Source organism: Streptomyces sp. CRCS-T-1 (assembly GCF_024442335.1).
Lineage (GTDB): Bacteria > Actinomycetota > Actinomycetes > Streptomycetales > Streptomycetaceae > Streptomyces > Streptomyces koelreuteriae.
This window is the reverse complement of record NZ_CP101651.1, coordinates 8,110,829-8,128,112: the sequence shown is the minus strand read 5'-3', so window position 1 is coordinate 8,128,112 and position 17,284 is coordinate 8,110,829. Positions and strand designations below refer to the sequence as shown.

General features: G+C 71.7%; 14 protein-coding genes. 9 read left to right on the top strand and 5 right to left on the bottom strand.

All coding sequences use genetic code 11. From position 1 onward, the window contains the following. Nucleotides 1–19: 19 nt before the first annotated feature. Nucleotides 20–2,041 carry a beta-galactosidase gene (locus NNW99_RS36715; protein WP_215123566.1) on the bottom strand — a complete coding sequence of 674 codons (2,022 nt, stop codon included), beginning with the start codon at nt 2,039–2,041 and terminating at the stop codon, nt 20–22. A gap of 184 nt (nt 2,042–2,225) precedes the next feature. Between NNW99_RS36715 and NNW99_RS36710 the strand changes: the two genes are divergently transcribed. The 5 genes from NNW99_RS36710 to NNW99_RS36690 all read left to right on the top strand — a co-directional run bounded on the left by NNW99_RS36710 (nt 2,226) and on the right by NNW99_RS36690 (nt 6,883). Continuing rightward, the gene (locus NNW99_RS36710) at nt 2,226–3,545 is read left to right on the top strand and encodes an ABC transporter substrate-binding protein (RefSeq protein WP_215123564.1); all 1,320 of its coding nucleotides are present in this window, start codon (nt 2,226–2,228) and stop codon (nt 3,543–3,545) included. After that, nucleotides 3,542–4,468: a carbohydrate ABC transporter permease gene (locus NNW99_RS36705; protein WP_215123562.1), complete on the top strand. Its 927-nt coding sequence runs from the start codon at nt 3,542–3,544 to the stop codon at nt 4,466–4,468. Before NNW99_RS36710 ends, NNW99_RS36705 begins: the two co-directional genes overlap by 4 nt. Then, nucleotides 4,465–5,373 carry a carbohydrate ABC transporter permease gene (locus tag NNW99_RS36700; protein WP_215123560.1) on the top strand — a complete coding sequence of 303 codons (909 nt, stop codon included), beginning with the start codon at nt 4,465–4,467 and terminating at the stop codon, nt 5,371–5,373. Before NNW99_RS36705 ends, NNW99_RS36700 begins: the two co-directional genes overlap by 4 nt. Further along, nucleotides 5,370–6,401 carry a LacI family DNA-binding transcriptional regulator gene (locus tag NNW99_RS36695; RefSeq protein ID WP_215123558.1) on the top strand — a complete coding sequence of 344 codons (1,032 nt, stop codon included), beginning with the start codon at nt 5,370–5,372 and terminating at the stop codon, nt 6,399–6,401. The genes NNW99_RS36700 and NNW99_RS36695 overlap by 4 nt, the downstream gene beginning before the upstream one ends. A gap of 92 nt (nt 6,402–6,493) precedes the next feature. Continuing rightward, nucleotides 6,494–6,883, top strand: a complete 390-nt coding sequence (locus NNW99_RS36690; RefSeq protein ID WP_215123556.1) for a MarR family winged helix-turn-helix transcriptional regulator — start codon at nt 6,494–6,496, stop codon at nt 6,881–6,883. 33 nt (nt 6,884–6,916) lie between these two features. Here the strand turns inward: NNW99_RS36690 and NNW99_RS36685 are convergent, their stop codons facing one another. The 3 genes from NNW99_RS36685 to NNW99_RS36675 all read right to left on the bottom strand — a co-directional run bounded on the left by NNW99_RS36685 (nt 6,917) and on the right by NNW99_RS36675 (nt 8,572). Further along, the gene (locus NNW99_RS36685) at nt 6,917–7,318 is read right to left on the bottom strand and encodes an SseB family protein (RefSeq protein ID WP_184595591.1); all 402 of its coding nucleotides are present in this window, start codon (nt 7,316–7,318) and stop codon (nt 6,917–6,919) included. Between the two features lie 106 nt (nt 7,319–7,424). Continuing rightward, the gene (locus NNW99_RS36680) at nt 7,425–7,895 is read right to left on the bottom strand and encodes a Type 1 glutamine amidotransferase-like domain-containing protein (protein WP_215123554.1); all 471 of its coding nucleotides are present in this window, start codon (nt 7,893–7,895) and stop codon (nt 7,425–7,427) included. Between the two features lie 17 nt (nt 7,896–7,912). After that, complete coding sequence (locus NNW99_RS36675; RefSeq protein ID WP_215124588.1) at nt 7,913–8,572, bottom strand: 1,4-alpha-glucan branching protein; 660 nt, start codon at nt 8,570–8,572, stop codon at nt 7,913–7,915. 110 nt (nt 8,573–8,682) lie between these two features. On the opposite strand from NNW99_RS36675, the gene NNW99_RS36670 reads away from it, so the two are divergent. The 4 genes from NNW99_RS36670 to NNW99_RS36655 all read left to right on the top strand — a co-directional run bounded on the left by NNW99_RS36670 (nt 8,683) and on the right by NNW99_RS36655 (nt 15,222). Next, nucleotides 8,683–9,879 (top strand): sugar MFS transporter, encoded by a 1,197-nt coding sequence (locus NNW99_RS36670; RefSeq protein ID WP_251058033.1) that lies wholly within the window; start codon nt 8,683–8,685, stop codon nt 9,877–9,879. Between the two features lie 37 nt (nt 9,880–9,916). After that, nucleotides 9,917–11,683 carry a beta-galactosidase gene (locus tag NNW99_RS36665; RefSeq protein WP_215123552.1) on the top strand — a complete coding sequence of 589 codons (1,767 nt, stop codon included), beginning with the start codon at nt 9,917–9,919 and terminating at the stop codon, nt 11,681–11,683. Beyond that, nucleotides 11,677–14,067, top strand: a complete 2,391-nt coding sequence (locus NNW99_RS36660) for a beta-galactosidase (protein WP_215124586.1) — start codon at nt 11,677–11,679, stop codon at nt 14,065–14,067. The genes NNW99_RS36665 and NNW99_RS36660 overlap by 7 nt, the downstream gene beginning before the upstream one ends. A gap of 87 nt (nt 14,068–14,154) precedes the next feature. Further along, nucleotides 14,155–15,222: a LacI family DNA-binding transcriptional regulator gene (locus NNW99_RS36655; RefSeq protein ID WP_215123550.1), complete on the top strand. Its 1,068-nt coding sequence runs from the start codon at nt 14,155–14,157 to the stop codon at nt 15,220–15,222. Nucleotides 15,223–15,227: 5 nt separating this feature from the next. Here the strand turns inward: NNW99_RS36655 and NNW99_RS36650 are convergent, their stop codons facing one another. After that, a complete protein-coding gene (locus NNW99_RS36650; protein ID WP_215123548.1) occupies nt 15,228–17,195 on the bottom strand; it encodes a heavy metal translocating P-type ATPase in 1,968 nt (655 codons plus the stop codon). Between the last annotated feature and the right edge of the window lie 89 nt (nt 17,196–17,284).

Genomic DNA, 17,284 nt, shown 5'->3' with positions numbered 1-17,284 from the left:
ACGGGCGGAGGGAGTCGGTTCAGCCGTCGAGCCGGACGACCCGGACGGCTCCGGCCGGGACCACCAGGCGGCCCGCGGCGCGTTCTCCGGTCAGCAGCTCGGTGCCCGGGGTCTCCAGGGGCACCTTGGCGTCCGCGCCGGTGTGGTTGACGGCGAACAGGTAGGTGCCCGACTCACCGGTGCGGCGTACGACTTCGACGTCCCTGGGCAGGTCGGCGCGCGGGGCGAGGCGCGCGTCCTCGATCGCCAGGCCAAGCAGCGTGTCGAGGCCGTCGGTGCCGAGCCGGGTGGAGACGTACCAGGCGGTGCCCTCGCCGAGGCTGTGCCGGGTGATGGCCGGGTGGCCCGCGGTGAGGCCGTCGGCGTAGGTGCAGACGGTCTCGGCGCCGCGCGGCATCACGAACTCGGTCCATACGTCGGCGCCCAGTTCGGATCCGTCGGGTCCGGTGACACGGACCCGTTCGCCGGGCAGCAGCGGCGAGAACTCCTCGACGGTGAGGCCGAGGACGTCCCGCAGCGGGCCCGGGTAGGCGCCCTCGTGGACGGCGTCGTGCTCGTCGACGATCCCCGAGAAGTACGAGACGACCAGCGTGCCGCCGTTCTCCACGTAGGCCTTGAGGTTGTTCCCGGCCGTCTGCGTCATCAGGTAGAGGGCCGGTACGACGACAAGGGGATACCTCGACAAGTCGGCTTCCGGGTGGGCGAAGTCGACCGTGAGGTGGCGGTCGTAGAGGGCCTCGTAGAAGGCGTCGGCGCGTTCGCGGGCGTCATGGTCCTCGCTGGGACGCCAGTCGAGGTTCTGTGCCCACCAGGAGTGCCAGTCCCACAGCACGGCCACGTCGGCGACGGTGCGGGTGCCCCGTATGGCGGCCAACGCGTCGACGGCCGAACCGAGTTCGGTGACCTCGCGCCAGACGCGGGTGCCGGTGCCGCCGTGCGGGAGCATCGCCGAGTGGAACTTCTCGGCGCCGCGCCGGGACTGGCGCCACTGGAAGAACAGGGCGCCCTCGGAGCCGCGCGCCACATGGGCGAGGGAGTTGCGGGCCATCTGGCCGGGGGCCTTGGCGGGGTTGCGGGGCTGCCAGTTGACGCCCGAGGTGGAGTGCTCCAGGAGCAGCCAGGGGGCACCGCCCGCCACCGAGCGGGTGAGGTCGGCGGCCATCGCGAGGTTGACGTGGGTGCGGCGGCCGTCGGTGATCAGATAGTGGTCGTTGGTGACGATGTCGACCTCGCGGCCCCAGGCCCAGTAGTCGACGGAGTCGCACTGGCTCAGGGCCGTCATGAAGTTGGTGGTGACCGGGACGCCCGGTGAGAGGCGGTGCAGAATGTCCCGCTCCGCCACGAAGTTCTCGCGCATGGTGGCGTCGGCGAACCGCTTGTAGTCCAGCGCCTGGCCCGGGTTCACCGATGTCGGGGTGAGCCGGGGCGGGTTGATCTGCTCGAGGTCCGTGTAGCGCTGGCCCCAGAAGGCCGTGCCCCAGGCCGCGTTGACGGCGTCGACCGTGCCGTAGGTCGTCGCGAGCCAGCGACGGAAGTGCGCGGCGCAGGAGTCGCAGTAGCAGGCCGAGACGGGGACGCCGTACTCGTTGTGCACGTGCCACATCGCCAGGGCCGGGTGGTCGCCGTAGTGCTCGGCAAGCTTGGTGGTGATGGCCGCCGCGGCCGAGCGGTAGTCGGTGTTGCTGTGGCAGATCGCGGCGCGGGAGCCGAACTCGTGGCGCACGCCCTCCGGTGTCACCGGCAGGGCCTCGGGGTGGGCGCGGTAGAACCAGACCGGCGGGCAGACGGTGGGCGTGCCGAGGTCGACGCGGATGCCGTTCTCGTGCAGCAGGTCGAGCACGCGGTCGAGCCAGCCGAAGTCGTAGACGCCGGGCGACGGCTCCAGCAGTGCCCAGGAGAAGATCCCGACGCTCACCATCGTGACGCCGGCCTCCCGCATCAGCCGGACGTCCTCCTGCCAGACGCTCTCCGGCCACTGCTCGGGGTTGTAGTCCCCGCCGAAGGCGAGCCTGGTGAGGCCCCTGGGGGTGGTCTCCGGCATGGATGGTCTCCCGGTCGATCGATCAATTGGGAACGTGCACACACCTCAGCGCGGTGCGGAGGCCAACATAACCGCACAGCAACAACCATTGACAAGTGTCCGGGATGTTTCTCTACTGTGAACGCTCACAGAAGCATGGCAGGTCTTCGCAGCAGGCGAGGACCCCAGGTCAGGGGAGAGATCCATGCCGTACACGAAGCGCCGCCGCCTCGTGAGAACCGCCGTCGCCGTCGCGCTCGGCGCCACCACACTCGCCGCCTGCGGGACGGAGTCCGCGGACAGCGAGACCGAGTCGGGCCCGGCGTCGCTGACGTACTGGACCTGGACACCCGGCATGGACAAGGTCGTGGACCTGTGGAACAAGGGCCCGGGCAAGAAGGACCGGATCACCGTCACGGTGAAGAAGCAGGCGTCCGGCGACACGCTGGTCACCAAGATCCTCACCGCGCACAAGGCGGGCAAGGCGCCCGACCTGGTGCAGGCGGAGTACCAGGCGCTGCCCACCCTGGTCAGCAATGACGCGCTGGCGGACATATCGAAGAGCGTGGGCGAGGCGAAGGGCAGCTTCGCCGACGGCGTCTGGCAGCAGACGACGCTGGGCACGGACGCGGTCTACGCGGTCCCGCAGGACATCGGGCCGATGATGTTCTACTACCGCGAGGACCTGTTCAAGGAGTACGGCCTGACGGTGCCGACGACCTGGGACGAGTTCGCCGAGACCGCCCGCAAGCTCAAGAAGGCGGCGCCCGACAAGGACCTGACCACCTTCTCCGCCAACGACTCCGGCCTCTTCGCGGGCCTCGCCCAGCAGGCGGGCGCCAAGTGGTGGACGACCTCCGGCGACCAGTGGAAGGTCGCCATCGACGACGCGGCGACGCAGAAGGTCGCGAAGTTCTGGGGCGGCCTGGTCGAGGAGGGCGCCGTCGACAACCAGCCGATGTACACGCCGGCCTGGAACAAGGCGATCAACACCGGCAAGCAGATCGCCTGGGTCAGCGCCGTGTGGGCTCCCGGCACCCTGACCACCGCCGCCCCCGACACCAAGGGCAAGTGGGCCATGGCCCCACTCCCCCAGTGGTCCGCGAGCGAGACCCGCACCGGCAGCTGGGGCGGCTCCTCCACCGCCGTCACCACGGACTCCAAGCACCAGGGCGCCGCCGCGAAGTTCGCCGCCTGGCTGAACACCGACAGCGAGGCCCTCAACGCGCTGGCGAAGGAGAGCGGCATCTACCCGGCCGCCACGAACGCCCAGACCAGCGGGGCCTTCCTCAAGCCGCCGGCCTACTTCTCGAACCAGGCCGACTTCTACACCAAGGCCGCCGACATCGCGGAGACCACGGCACCGTCCGCCTGGGGCCCCAACGTGAACGTCGCCTACACCACGTTCAAGGACGCCTTCGGCGCCGCCGCGAAGAACAAGTCCGACTTCGGCGCGGCCCTGAAGAAGATGCAGGACGACACCGTCGCCGACATGAAGAAGCAGGGCTTCGGGGTCGCTCGGTGAAAAGCACGGCACGCCGGCAGGCGTACGGGGTCAAGGGCGCCCCGTACGCCTTCCTCCTCCCCGCGACGATCCTGTTCGCGCTGTTCTTCGCACTCCCCATCGGCTACGCGATCTGGCTCAGCTTCCACAAGGTGAAGGTCTCCGGCCTGGGTCTCGGCTCAGGGGCCCGCAAGGAGGTCTGGGCCGGTCTGGAGAACTACACCGACGCCCTCACCGACAGCGAGCTCCTGCACGGGACGCTGCGCGTACTGGGCTACGGCTGCGTCGTGGTACCCGTCATGCTCGGCCTCGCCCTGCTGTTCGCGCTGATGCTGGACTCCGAGAAGGTGCGGCTGGCACCCTTCACCCGGCTCGCGATCTTCCTGCCGTACGCCATCCCCGGCGTGGTGGCGGCGCTGCTGTGGGGCTTCCTGTACCTGCCGGACGTGAGCCCCTTCTACTTCGTGCTCGACAAGCTGGGCATGCCGCAGCCGGATCTGCTGGACGGCGGGCCGCTGTACCTCGCCCTCTCCAACATCGCGGTGTGGGGCGGCACCGGATTCAACATGATCGTCATCTACACCTCGCTCCAGGCGATCCCGGCGGAGGTGTACGAGGCGGCGAAGCTGGACGGCGCGACGCCCACACAGATCGCGCTGCGGATCAAGATCCCGATGGTGGCGCCCTCGCTGGTGCTGACCTTCTTCTTCTCGATCATCGCCACGCTCCAGGTGTTCAACGAGCCGACCACCCTCAAGCCGCTCACCAACTCCGTGTCCACGACGTGGAGTCCGCTGATGAAGGTGTACCGGGACGCGTTCGGCGAGGGCGACATCCACAGCGCCGCCGCGCAGGCCGTGATCATCGCCTTCGCCACACTCCTGCTGTCCTTCGGCTTCCTGCGAGCCGCGAACCGTCGTCAGAAGCAGGAGGCCACTCGATGAGTTCCCTTGCCGTCCCGAAGGCCGAGCCCGTGGCCGGCAGCACGCCCACCGCCGACCAGGGCCGCCCGCCGCTGCGCCGCCGGATCGCCCTGATCCCGACGGTCACCCTGCTCCTGGGCGCGGTCTACTGTCTGCTGCCGGTGGCCTGGGTGGTCATCGCGGCCACCAAGTCCGGACGTGAGCTGTTCTCCACGTTCACCTTCCTGCCGGGCTCGGGATTCGCCGAGAACTTCCGGGACCTCAGCGCCTACCGCGACGGCGTGTACTGGGCGTGGATGGGCAACTCCGCCCTGTACGCCGGCCTGGGTGCCCTGCTGTCGACCTGCGTCTCGGCGATCAGCGGCTACGCGCTGGCGACGTACCGCTTCCGGGGCCGCGAGACGATCTTCAACGTGCTGCTCGCGGGCGTGCTGATGCCGCCGGTGATCCTGGCCGTCCCCCAGTACCTGCTGCTGGCCGAGGTCGACCTCACCGACTCCTACCTGTCCGTACTGCTGCCGCAGATCCTCTTCCCGTACGGCGTCTATCTCGCGCGGATCTACGCCGCAGCGGCGGTGCCCGCCGACGTGGTCGAGGCCGGGCGGATGGACGGGGCGAGCGAGTGGCGGATCTTCACGCGGATCGCGCTGCCGATGATGATCCCCGGCATGGTGACGGTGTTCCTGTTCCAGTTCGTGGCGATCTGGAACAACTTCCTGCTGCCGTACATCATGCTCAGCGACGACGAGAAGTTCCCGATCACGCTCGGTCTGTTCACCTTGCTGGAGCAGGGGGCCAACACCCCGGCGCTGTACACGCTGGTGATCACGGGCGCGTTCCTCGCGGTGCTCCCGCTGGTCGCCCTGTTCCTGGTCATCCAGCGCTTCTGGAGTCTGGATCTGCTGTCCGGAGCCGTAAAGTCATGACCATGAACGCTGCGGGAGGCAGGCGCAGGCCGCCCACGATCCACGATGTGGCGCGCGAGGCGGGGGTCTCGCGCGGCACCGTCTCTCGGGTGCTCAACGGCGGCCACTACGTCAGCCCGGCCGCCCAGGAGGCGGTCAACGCGGCCATCCGCAGGACGGGTTACGTCGTCAACCGGCACGCCCGCTCCCTGATCACCGGGCGGTCCGACTCGATCGGCTTCCTGCTCACGGAGCCGCAGGAGCGGTTCTTCGAGGACCCCAACTTCAATGTCCTGCTGCGCGGCTGCACCCAGGCGCTCGCCGCGCACGACATCCCGCTGCTGCTGATGCTGGCGGGAACCGAGGACGAACGCCGGCGCATCACGCGGTACATCACCGCCGGGCATGTCGACGGGGTGCTGCTGGTCTCCAGCCACTCCGGTGATCCCGTCGCCGAGGAGCTGCGCGGGGCGGGGGTGCCGCTGGTGGCGTGCGGGAAGCCGATCGGGCTGGCCTCCAAGGTGAGCTACGTGGCCGCCGACGACCGCGACGGTGCCCGCGACATGGTGCGTCATCTGCTGTCGCTCGGGCGGCGGCGGGTGGGCATGGTGACCGGCCCGCTGGACACGCCGGGCGGTGTGGAGCGCCTGGCCGGCTACAAGGAGGTGCTGGCGGAGGCGGGCCTGGAGTTCGACGAGCGGCTCGTCGTCTCCGGCGACTACAGCCGGGCCAGCGGCGAGGCGGGGGCCGAGCGGCTGCTGGGGCAGGCCCCGGACATGGACGCGGTCTTCGTCGCCTCGGACCTGATGGCCCAGGGGGTGCTGGCGGCGCTGCAGCGGGCGGGCAGGCGGGTGCCGCAGGACGTCGCGGTGGGCGGCTTCGACGACTCACCGGCCGCGCTGGCCGCCAGCCCCGAGCTGACGACCATCCGGCAGCCGTGGGACCGCATCAGCACCGAGATGGTGCGGGTGCTGCTCGCGCAGATCGGGGGCGAGGATCCGGCGGCGGTGATCCTGCCGACGGAGTTGGTGAAGCGGGAGTCGACGTAGGTCCCTGCCCGGTGCCGACCCCTGAGGGAAGCGCTCGGGAGAGGCCACTTCATGCACAGTCATTGAAGCTCTGACCGGTGTACCGTTCGCTTATGGCGGCGAAAACGGCTGGTGCGCGGCTCGAGGAACGGTGGCGGGACATCCTGTCGGCGCACGCGCGCACGATGTGCGAGATCGACCGGGCGCTGCATCCGCACGGTCTCGGTGCCTCCGATTTCGAGGTCCTGGACATGCTGGCGACCGCCGCGCCCGAGGAGGGCGAGCAGTGCCGGGTGCAGAATCTGGTCGGGCGGGTCCATCTGAGCCAGAGCGCGCTGTCGCGGCTGATCGCCCGGCTGGAGAAGGACGGTCTGGTGACACGTTCGGTGTGCGTGGAGGACCGGCGCGGCGTGTGGGTCTCCCTGACCTCCAGGGGCCGTGACCTGCACGCCGAGGTGCTGCCGCTGCAGCGGGCGGCGCTGGCCCGGACGCTGGGCGCGTAAGCCGCTGCCCAGGCCCGGACCGGGCCGATCGCCCTACGGACGTGCCAGCAGGGTGCGGACTCCCTCCGAGGTGAGCGTCAGGCGGTGCTCCGAGCTGCCGTCGATGGTGAGCGACAGGTCGTCGGCCGGCCACTGCGCGGCGAGGGCGCCGAGCGGCACCATGCGGTAGCGGGAGACGAACGGCAGCAGCCCGGCCATCTCCACCTCGGAGGTGAACACGGGCACCACCGGTTCGCCGCCGGGCTGCTCCAGCACCGGCAGCGCCACCGCGGAGGGGTTGGCGGCGTCGGCGTCGTTCGCGTCGTCGGGCACGGGGATGAGCACGTCGCTGTCGGCGAGCGCGTTCAGAGCCGCCGCGTCCTCGGTGTTCTCGGCGAGGACGTCCAGAGCCCGCTGGGCGGGCGTGGGCGTGGGGTTGTTTGCGGGTGTCTCCATGGCAGATTCCCTGATAGCGGCGGTCTTGCGGCCCACCCGGGACATGATCCGCCCCGGGCGCGGTCCTGCTCGCGTACCCGATCGTGCCCGGGACAATCCTGGTGGATCACATCCATACGCGGTGCCGATCACTGCTCGGTGCGCGGACGGGGGCGGACGGCGTGAGAACCCGGCAGCGCAGCCCCTGCTCACGCACCCCGCCGCTCCCGTCCGGCTCCACGCGGTACACCTCTGCTCCGGGCACCCGGGTGACGGCCTCCGTCGGCACCCCCTGGGTGAAGAGCACTCCGGCCCCGTCCTCCACCGCCCACCCCGCCGGCAGCCGCCCCGCCGCTACGGCTGCCCGGTACGACGGCCGCCGGCCCGGTTCACTGTCGTAGTGCGGGCAGACGGATCGGAACGCCGTCCGGAACTGTTCGACGTAGGCCGGTGCGTCTCCGCTGGCCGTGGGAACGAAGCACACCTTGGGGCGGGGCACGCGCGCCCGGGCCAGGACCCAGTCGTCCAGGAGACCGTCGTCGTCGGTGGAGAATCCGCCGCCGAGGAGGGCTAGACGCTGCGGGGGTTGTACGGCCATGGCGGTTCCTGTGGAGGCTAGGTACGGGGACCAGCGTGCAGAACGGCCAGGACACCCCGGGCACGCGTACCGTCCGGCAGTTGCCAGCAGCCGGTGACGTGGCCGGTCGCTCCCCGGGCGGGGGTCAACGGGCCGTCCGGGGCGGGCTGGAGGACCCGGTGCAGGTGGAGGGTCGTGCCCTGGGGCGTGGTCAGCAGGGTGCCGTCGTGATCGTCGCCGGCGGTGAAGTCCGTGGGGAGGGGCCCCGCCCCGGTGTAGGAGGTGGTGACCTCCCGGTCTGGGACGTCGCTGATGTTCTGGTCCTGGGCCTGCACCCGTCCCTCGATCAAGGCCGCCAACTGGCCGACCATCACGGGGTCGTGGCAGCCGTCGTAGGCCCAGCGCTTCCCGAGCACACCGTGCTCCATGGTGCCGACGAGGGCGCTCTCCACACCGTCGAGCGGGGCGCCGCGGTACGTGAGCGGCACCAGGTAGCCGGTCGGGCGGTTGCCAGACGTGTCGGTGACGACCAGGAACTCGATCCCGACCTCGCCCTGCGGATCGTCCAGCCGGAACCCGCCGGCCTTGACCAGCTCCGGCTCGGCCGGGCCAGCGCGGTACCAGGGGCGGGACGGGAGCCAGGAGGCGAGCAGTTCCACCTTGGACGGTGTCAGCGTGGTGTGGTGGATGACGGCCATGCCGGTCCCCTCCCCGAACGGGTCGATGCGAGCCGAGAGAACACGCAGCATACGTTCGAGAAGATCCGGGGGATGTTGACCCGCCGCATGTTACCGGTAACATCAGCCGCGTGACCGACCAGCCGATCGCGCAGCTCGACTCTCACCCCTCCCTCACCTCGCCCGCCCCGGTCTTCAGCGGGGCCGCTGTCGTGGCGTCCTGTGCCGGCTTTGTTCTCATCGGGGCGTTGCAGGCGCTGTACGGGCCCGCGATCCCGGCGTTTCGTGGGGAGTTCGGGCTGTCGCCGTCTGCTGCGGGGCTGGGGCTGAGTGCGCATTTCGTCGGTGGTGTGGTCGGGGTGCTGCTGTTCGACCGGCTCTTCGGCCGGGTCGGGAACCGGCTCGTCCTCGGCAGTTCGTACGCGCTGATGGCCGTCGGCGCGGCGGGGTTCGCGCTGGCGCCCGAGTGGTCCGCCGCCCTCGCGGCGGCCCTGCTCGCGGGGGTCGGTTTCGGTGGCGTCGACTACGGTCTCAACCAGCTGTTCGCCGTGGGCTTCGGTCACCGTTCGACCGCGATGCTGAACATCCTCAACGCCCACTTCGGCATCGGCGCCATCCTCGGCCCCGCACTGATCGGCGTGGTCGGCTCGGAGCACTACCCGGCCGTCTTTCTCTGCTTCGCCCTCGCCAATCTGCCCTTGCTGCTGTGTCTGAGGGGAGTCCGGAACGAGGTGCCCCTGCCGGGCGGAGGCGAGGGCGGCGGACGTGGGCAGGTTCTGGGCCGGAGTCTCCGTTGCGTGCTCGGCGTCTTCGTCGCGCTCTACGTCCTGCATGTCGCCGTCGAGGCCGGTGTCGGCGGCTGGGAGCCGACCCATCTGGAGACCGTCGGCTACGGCGCGGGCGTCGCGGCCACCGCGACCTCGGTGTACTGGCTGATGATGACCGTCGGGCGCTTCCTGGTCGCCCCGCTCGCGTTGCGGTTCTCCGCGCAGGCCATCATCACCGTCTCGTGCGCGGGCATGACGGTGTGTCTGCTGGCCGCGTCCGTGCCGGCGCTGGCTCCGTACGCGTACGCCGGTGTCGGTCTGTTCATCGCGCCGATCTTCCCCACCGGGCTGCCCTGGCTGAACCGGGCCGCGCCGCGCGCCCGGCGGGCCGGTGCCGTGGTCATCGCGGCCTCCATGGTCGGCGGTGTCGCCGCGGGGCCGGCGCTGGGCAAGGCCATCGAGTGGTCCGGGATCCGTGCGGTGCCGCTTCTGCTGTGCGGAGTCTCCGCGCTGTGCCTCGCCGCCACGCTCTGGCTCATCCGCGCCACCCGATCTCAGTGACTGCCCCTGCCTCGAATACTTCGAAGGGAAGCCTCGCATGCCCGCTCTGACGACGACGTCCGACGGATTCCTGCTGCACGGCGAGCCGTTCCGGATCCTCTCCGGCGCGCTGCACTACTTCCGTGTCCACCCCGACCTGTGGGCCGACCGGTTGCGCAAGGCCCGGCTGATGGGCCTCAACACGGTGGAGACGTACCTTCCGTGGAACCACCACCAGCCGGATCCCGACGGGCCCCTCGTGCTCGACGGCTTCCTCGACCTGCCCCGGTTCCTGCGGCTCGCCCGGGACGAGGGGCTGCGTGTGCTGCTGCGTCCGGGTCCGTTCATCTGCGCCGAATGGGACGGGGGCGGCCTGCCCGACTGGCTGACCTCGGACCCGGACATCCGGCTGCGGACCAGCGATCCGCGCTTCACCGGGGCCGTCGACCGCTATCTCGACCTGCTGCTGCCCGCGCTCCGCCCCTACATGGCGGCGGCGGGCGGTCCCGTCATCGCGGTGCAGGTGGAGAACGAGTACGGGGCCTACGGCGACGACAGCGCGTATCTGAAGCACCTGGCCGACGCGTTCCGCTCCCGAGGGGTGGAGGAACTGCTCTTCACCTGCGACCAGGCCGACCCAGAGCACTTGGCCACCGGAACCCTGCCCGGCGTCCTGGCCGCCAGCACCTTCGGCAGCCGTGTCGAGCAGTCCCTCGGGCGGCTGCGCGAGCACCGGAGTGAAGGGCCCCTGTTCTGCGCGGAGTTCTGGATCGGCTGGTTCGACCACTGGGGCGGTCCGCACCATGTGCGGGACGCGGCCGACGCCGCCGCGGACCTGGACCGGCTGCTGTCCGCCGGGGCGTCCGTGAACATCTACATGTTCCACGGCGGCACCAACTTCGGCTTCGCCAACGGGGCCAACCACAAGCACGCCTACACCCCGACCATCACGTCCTACGACTACGACGCCGCGCTCACCGAGTGCGGCGACCCGGGGCCGAAGTACCACGCCTTCCGCGAGGTCATCGCCCGCCATGCCGGCGTTCCCGACGAGCCCTTCCCGGACCCGGGACCCAAACTCCCGCCCACCGATGTGAAGTTGGCTGGCCGGGCGCCCCTGCTGCCGCTCGCCGATACGCTCGCCCCACCCGTGCACGCCGACGACCCCGTGACCATGGACGAGCTCGGGCAGCGCACCGGCTACGCGCTCTACCGCACCACCCTTCCCACTGCCGGTGACGGTCTGCTGCACTTCTCCGGCGGTGTCGGCGACCGCGCCCAGGTCTTCGTCGACGGCGCCCCGGTCGGTGTACTGGAGCGCGAACGCCACGACGAGACACTGCCCGTGCGCGTCCCCCGCTCCGGCGCGACGCTGGAGGTCCTCGTCGAGAACCTGGGCGGCGTCAACTACGGGCCTCGTATCGGCGCGCCCAAGGGCCTGCTCGGGCCCGTCTCCTTCAGCGGCGCCGCCCTGCGGGGCTGGGACTGCCGCCCGCTGCCGCTGGACGACGTGGAGGGGCTGCCGTTCGTACCGGCCGACGGGTCCACGGTCACCGTGCCGGCCTTCCATCGCGGCACCTTCGCGGTGGACACGCCCGCCGACGCCTTCCTCGCCCTGCCCGGCTGGACGAAGGGCCAGGCGTGGGTCAACGGCTTCCACCTCGGCCGCTACTGGAACCGGGGCCCGCAGCACACCCTGTACCTCCCCGCACCGGTTCTGCGGCCGGGCGCCAACGAGCTGGTCCTGCTGGAGCTGCACGGCACGACCGTCACCCGCGCCCAACTCACCGACACCCCCGACCTCGGCCCGGAGAACACCTGGTGACCCCGCACCGACTGCGCGTTCCCACGCCCTCCGCTCCCCCGCTGACCGGCCATCTGCCCTTCGCGGACGCGCCGGGCGTGCCCGACCCGATCGAGGTCACGAGCCGCTGGCTCACCCGTGGCGGCCGCCCCTGGTTCCCGGTCTCCGGCGAGTTCCACTACTCCCGCTACCCGCACGGGGAGTGGGAGGAGGAGTTGCTGAAGATGAAGGCGGGCGGGGTGACCGCCGTCGCCTCCTATGTGATCTGGATCCACCACGAGGAGATCGAGGGCCGGGTCCGCTTCGACGGCGACCGCGACCTCCGGCGCTTCGCCGGGCTGTGCGCCCGCCACGGCCTGGACTTCGTCCCGCGCATCGGCCCCTGGTCGCACGCGGAGGTGCGCAACGGCGGCCTGCCCGACTGGCTGCTCGCCCGCGCCTGCACGCCGCGTACCGACGACCCGGCGTACTTGGAGCCCGTACGCGCCTGGTTCCAGGCCGTCGCGGAGCAACTGCGCGGTCTGGACCGGGCGCACGGCGGGCCGATCGTCGCGATCCAGATCGAGAACGAGTTGTATGACCAGCCCGGCCATCTGCGCACGCTCAAGCGTCTCGCTCAGGAGGTCGGGCTGAGCGCACCGTTGTGGACGTCGACCGCCTGGGGCGGGGTGCGGCTCCCGGGCGAGGAGCTGCTTCCGCTGTACGGCGGGTATCCCGAGGCGTTCTGGACGGAGGCGGACGGCGGCTGGCCCGACACCTGTCGCAAGCACTTCTTCTTCACGCACGAGCGCGACGACGAGGGCATCGGCGCCGACCTGCGGCCCACGGCCGTGCGCGGCGCCGGGCCGGCTCCGACGGATCGGTTCCCCTGGGTCACCTGTGAGTTGGGAGGGGGTATGGCGGTGGCCTATCACCGGCGGCCCCGGGTGGAGGCGGCCGACGTGGGCGCGCTCGGGCTGACCAAGATCGGCTGCGGTTCGGTGTGGCAGGGCTACTACATGTTCCACGGCGGTACGAATCCGCAGGGAGAGCTGACCACCCTTCAGGAGTCGCACGCCACCGGCTACCCCAACGACCTGCCGGTCCTGAGCTACGACTTCCAGGCCCCGCTCGGCGAGTACGGCCAGGTGCGGCCCTCGTACCACGAACTGCGGCTCCAGCACCTGCTGCTGGCCGAATTCGGGCACCGGATCGCGCCCATGGAGTCCGTGCTGCCCGAGCGGCTGCCGGCCGGGCAGCACGACCGTGACACCCTGCGCTGGGCAGTGCGCACCGACGGCACCTCGGGCTTCCTGTTCGTGACCAACCACCAGCCGCACGAGCCGCTGCCGGACCACCCGGGCACGACGTTCACGATCGACTTTCCGGGCGCGCGTGCGCTCACGCTGCCGAGCGCTCCCGTGACGGTGCCCTCCGGCGCCTTCTTCTGCTGGCCGCTGCGGTTGGACGTGGCCGGGGTGCGGCTGGAGTGGGCCTCCGCGCAGCCGGTGTGCACGGTCGAGGCGGACGGCCGTACGGTCCTGGTGCTGGCCGCGACCGACGGCATCGCGCCCGAACTCGCCCTGGACGCGGATACGGTGGCGTCCGTCGCCGTGCCGTCCGGTGACGGGGAGGTCACGCCGGTCGACGGCCGGGTCCTGGTCACCGGTCTGCGGCCGGGCACCGATGCCCTGGTCGAGGTGGACGCGGCCGACGGTTCCCGCGTCGGCCTGCTGGTCCTGGACGCGGCGACGGCCCGTACGGCCTACCGAGGTGTCGCGTGGGGAGCGGAGCGGCTGGTGCTCTGCGGGGACGGGGTCGTCTTCGACGGTGACGAGGTACGGCTGCACAGCCCGGCCGCCGAGCCGTCGTTCGCGGTGCTGCCCGCGCCCGGTTCCGCCCTGGTGGTGGAGGGGGAACGGGTGCGGGAGGAGGCGGACGGTGTGTGCACGCGCTACACCGTCGAAGCCGGGGGCGTCGGTGACACCGCCGCGCGGGTCACCCTGGTCAGGCCGGCCGGTCCGGCCCCCGAGCCCGTGACCGGTGTGCAGGGCCGGGCGAGTGTGCCGGCCGACAAGCATGTGGACGCCGCGGCCGCCGAGTACCGGGTCGACGTACCGGAGGAACTGCTGCGGGCGCCCGCCGGTGTGCTGCTGCGGCTGCACTGGACCGGTGATCTGGCACGGGCCTACGCGGGGGACGTCCTGGTCGCCGACCAGTTCTACTCGGGGCGGGTCTGGGACATCGGCCTCGACCGGATTCCGGCCGAGGAGTTGCGTGCGCGGGGGCTACGGCTGAAGGTGCTGCCGCTGGCGGCGGACGCGGCGGTGCATGTGCCGGGGCAGGTGGGTGATGCCTGGCGGGCGGCCGGGGTGGGGCGGGCCGAGTGGGTGGTCACGCGTGTGTGGACGGTCCGGACCGGCTGAGGCCGCCGCGGGCACTGCCCCGCCTATGCTGGGCTCCTGCCGGGCGGGTTCAGGACCGCCGTACCCGACGTCGAGGAATCACCCGCCATGACACCGAGCGCCACCGACGGCCCGGTTCCCAAGGGCCGCAGCAGGCGCAACTTCGCGGGGACGCGGCCGGTGATGGCCGACGTGGCCCGGCTGGCCGGCGTCTCCAAGCAGACCGTCTCCCGCGTGCTCAACGACCACCCGGCCGTCCGCCCCGAGACGCGTGAGGCGGTCCTGGAGGCGATGCGGACGCTCGGCTACCGGCCCAGCCGCAGCGCGCGGTCCCTGGCCAGCGGCAGGACCCGGATGCTCGGCGTGATCTCCTTCGACGCCGCACGGTACGGGCCCGCCTCCATCCTGACCGCGATCAACACCGCGGCGCAGGAGGCCGGTTACCTCGTCAGCTCCATCGCCCTGGACACGGCCGACCACGGGACCGTCGTCGAGGCCGTGAACCGGCTGTCGGCCGAGGGGGCGGACGGCGTCATCGCGATCGCCCCGCAGCAGTGGGTGGGCCGCGCGCTGGCGGAGACCGAGCTCGGCACTCCCCTGGTGGTGCTGGAGAGCGCCCTCGACGACAGCACTCCCCTGGTCACGGGTGATTCCCGTACCGGCGCCCGTAAGGCCACCGAGCATCTCCTCGGCCTGGGGCACGCCACCGTCTGGCACATCGCGGGTCCGACCGGCTGGACCTCCGCCGACCATCGGCTGGCGAGCTGGCAGGAGACGCTCCAGGCGGCCGGTGCCGATGTCCCGGCACCCCTCGTCGGGGACTGGGGCGCCGACTCCGGTTACGAACTGGGCCGTCGGCTGGCCCGGCGCCCGGAGGTGACGGCCGTGTTCGCCTCCAACGACCAGATGGCGCTGGGCCTGCTGCACGCCCTGCACGAATCCGGGCGGTCCGTCCCCGGGGAGGTCAGTGTCGTCGGCTACGACGACATCCCCGAGGCCGCGCATCTGCTGCCCCCGCTGACCACTGTCCGCACCGACTTCGCCGAGATCGGCACGCGGTCCCTGCGTCTTCTCCTGGACCGTATCGACGGCCCGGGCGAGCGGCCCCGTGTGGACAGCCTCGTCCCCGTGGACCTCGTCGTGCGCGCGAGCAGCGGTCCGCCGCCGGTGGGCTGACGGGCTCAGGCGCTCCCCTCGGCGGCGGCCTTCTGCCAGGCCGATTCCCTCAGCAGCCGCAGGCCGTTCAGTCCGACGAGGACCGTGGAGCCCTCGTGGCCGGCGACCCCCAGGGGCAGCGGCAGGTCGCCCGCCAGGTCCCAGACGACGAGGCCGGCGATGAACACCCCGGCGATCACGAGGTTCTGGACGACCAGTCGGCGGGCGCGACGGGAGAGGGCGACGGTGGCGGGGACGGCGGCGAGTTCGTCGCGCACGATCACGGCGTCTGCGGTCTCCAGGGCGAGGTCGGAGCCCGCCCGGCCCATGGCGATTCCGGTGTGGGCGGCGGCCAGGGCGGGTGCGTCGTTGACGCCGTCCCCGACGACCAGCACCTTGCGGCCCGCGCTCGCCATCTCCTGGACGGCGGCCAGCTTGTCCTGCGGCAGCAGCCCGGCGCGCACGTCGTCGATGCCGGTCTCGGCGGCGAGGTGCGCGGCGGCCCGGGGGTTGTCGCCGGTGAGAAGGGTCGGGGCGGCGCCGGTGAGCGTGGTGAGGGCGGCGACCGTGGCGGCGGCGTCCGGGCGCGGCCGGTCGGCGATGCCGAGCAGTCCGGCGGGGGTGCCGTCGACGACGACCAGGACGGCGGTACGGCCGGACTCCTCCAGTTCCGCGACCCCGTCGAGGGCGTCGTCCGTCAGCCGGGCCGGGGCACCCACCGCGACCGCACGGCCGTCGACGACGGCGGTCACTCCCACGCCCGGCGCGGAGGTGAAGTCCTGCGCTTCGGGCAGGTCGAGGCCCTGCTCGCGGGCCGCGTCGACGATCGCCCGGGCCAGCGGGTGCTCGCTGGGCCGCTCGGCGGCTGCCGCCAGGGTCAGCAACTCGCCCTCGTCCAGCCGTGATCCGGGCAGCGGACGGACGTCGGTGACGCGCGGGCTGCCTTCGGTCAGGGTGCCGGTCTTGTCCAGTGCGACCGCGTCCACCTGGCCGATCCGCTCCATCACCACGGCCGACTTCACCAGCACACCGTGCCGCCCGGCGTTGGCGATGGCCGACAGCAGGGGCGGCATGGTGGCCAGCACGACCGCGCACGGCGAGGCCACGATCATGAAGGTCATGGCCCGCAGCAGCGCGTCGTTGAGCTGTTCGCCGAAGGCCAGCGGCACCAGGAAGACGGCCAGGGTCGCGGCCACCATGCCCAGCGAATAGCGCTGCTCGACCTTCTCGATGAACAGTTGCGTGGGCGCCTTGGTCTCGGACGCCTCCTGCACCATCCGGACGATCCGGGCGATCACCGAGTCGGACGCGTCGCGCTCGACCCGGACCCGCAGGGCGCCGGTGCCGTTGAGTGTGCCCGCGAAGACCTCGTCGCCCCGCTCCTTCGGCACGGGGAGCGGCTCGCCGGTGATGGTCGCCTGGTCCACCTCGCTCGCCCCGTCCAGCACCCGGCCGTCGGCGCCGACGCGCTCCCCGGGGCGGACGAGGACGGTGTCGCCGACCGTCAGCTCCTCGACGGGGACGACCTGTTCCCCGCCGTCGGGAGAGAGCCGGGTGGCCGTGGCGGGGGCCAGGTCGAGCAGGCCGCGGACGGAGTCGGCGGTGCGGGCCGTGGCCAGCGCCTCCAAGGCGCCGGAGGTGGCGAAGATGACGATGAGCAGGGCGCCGTCCATGACCTGCCCGATCGCGGCCGCGCCCAGTGCGGCGACCACCATCAGCAGGTCGACGTCGAGGGTGCGGTCCTTGAGCGCCTTCAGCCCCTCCCAGCCCGGCTCCCAGCCGCCCGTGGCGTACGCCGCCGCGTACAGCGGGCCCCAGGTCCAGGCGGGGGCGCCGGTCAGCTGGAGCGGCAGCGCGAGCAGGAAGCAGGCGGTGGCCGCCGCGGCCCAGCGCGCCTCGGGAAGCGCGAGGACACGGGTGCGCCGCCGCGGCACGGTCCCGGGGCGTGCGGGCTCCGCCTCCTGGACCGGCCGCGGCGTGAGGGTGGAAGTCAAGGGGGGGGTCCTTCTGGCGGGGGCGCGTGAACGCGCCTCACCATACAGGAACACATGAAGACTCATTCATTTCTTCATGTACCCCGCTG

Excerpts from the sequence above, each read along its gene's own strand:
- NNW99_RS36715 (WP_215123566.1), bottom strand. The coding sequence starts at position 2,041 with ATGCCGGAGACCACCCCCAGGGGCCTCACCAGGCTCGCCTTCGGCGGG.
- NNW99_RS36655 (WP_215123550.1), top strand. The coding sequence starts at position 14,155 with ATGACACCGAGCGCCACCGACGGCCCGGTTCCCAAGGGCCGCAGCAGG.
- NNW99_RS36675 (WP_215124588.1), bottom strand. The coding sequence starts at position 8,572 with ATGGCCGTCATCCACCACACCACGCTGACACCGTCCAAGGTGGAACTG.
- NNW99_RS36695 (WP_215123558.1), top strand. The coding sequence starts at position 5,370 with ATGACCATGAACGCTGCGGGAGGCAGGCGCAGGCCGCCCACGATCCAC.
- NNW99_RS36680 (WP_215123554.1), bottom strand. The coding sequence starts at position 7,895 with ATGGCCGTACAACCCCCGCAGCGTCTAGCCCTCCTCGGCGGCGGATTC.
- NNW99_RS36710 (WP_215123564.1), top strand. The coding sequence starts at position 2,226 with ATGCCGTACACGAAGCGCCGCCGCCTCGTGAGAACCGCCGTCGCCGTC.
- NNW99_RS36690 (WP_215123556.1), top strand. The coding sequence starts at position 6,494 with ATGGCGGCGAAAACGGCTGGTGCGCGGCTCGAGGAACGGTGGCGGGAC.
- NNW99_RS36665 (WP_215123552.1), top strand. The coding sequence starts at position 9,917 with ATGCCCGCTCTGACGACGACGTCCGACGGATTCCTGCTGCACGGCGAG.
- NNW99_RS36685 (WP_184595591.1), bottom strand. The coding sequence starts at position 7,318 with ATGGAGACACCCGCAAACAACCCCACGCCCACGCCCGCCCAGCGGGCT.
- NNW99_RS36700 (WP_215123560.1), top strand. The coding sequence starts at position 4,465 with ATGAGTTCCCTTGCCGTCCCGAAGGCCGAGCCCGTGGCCGGCAGCACG.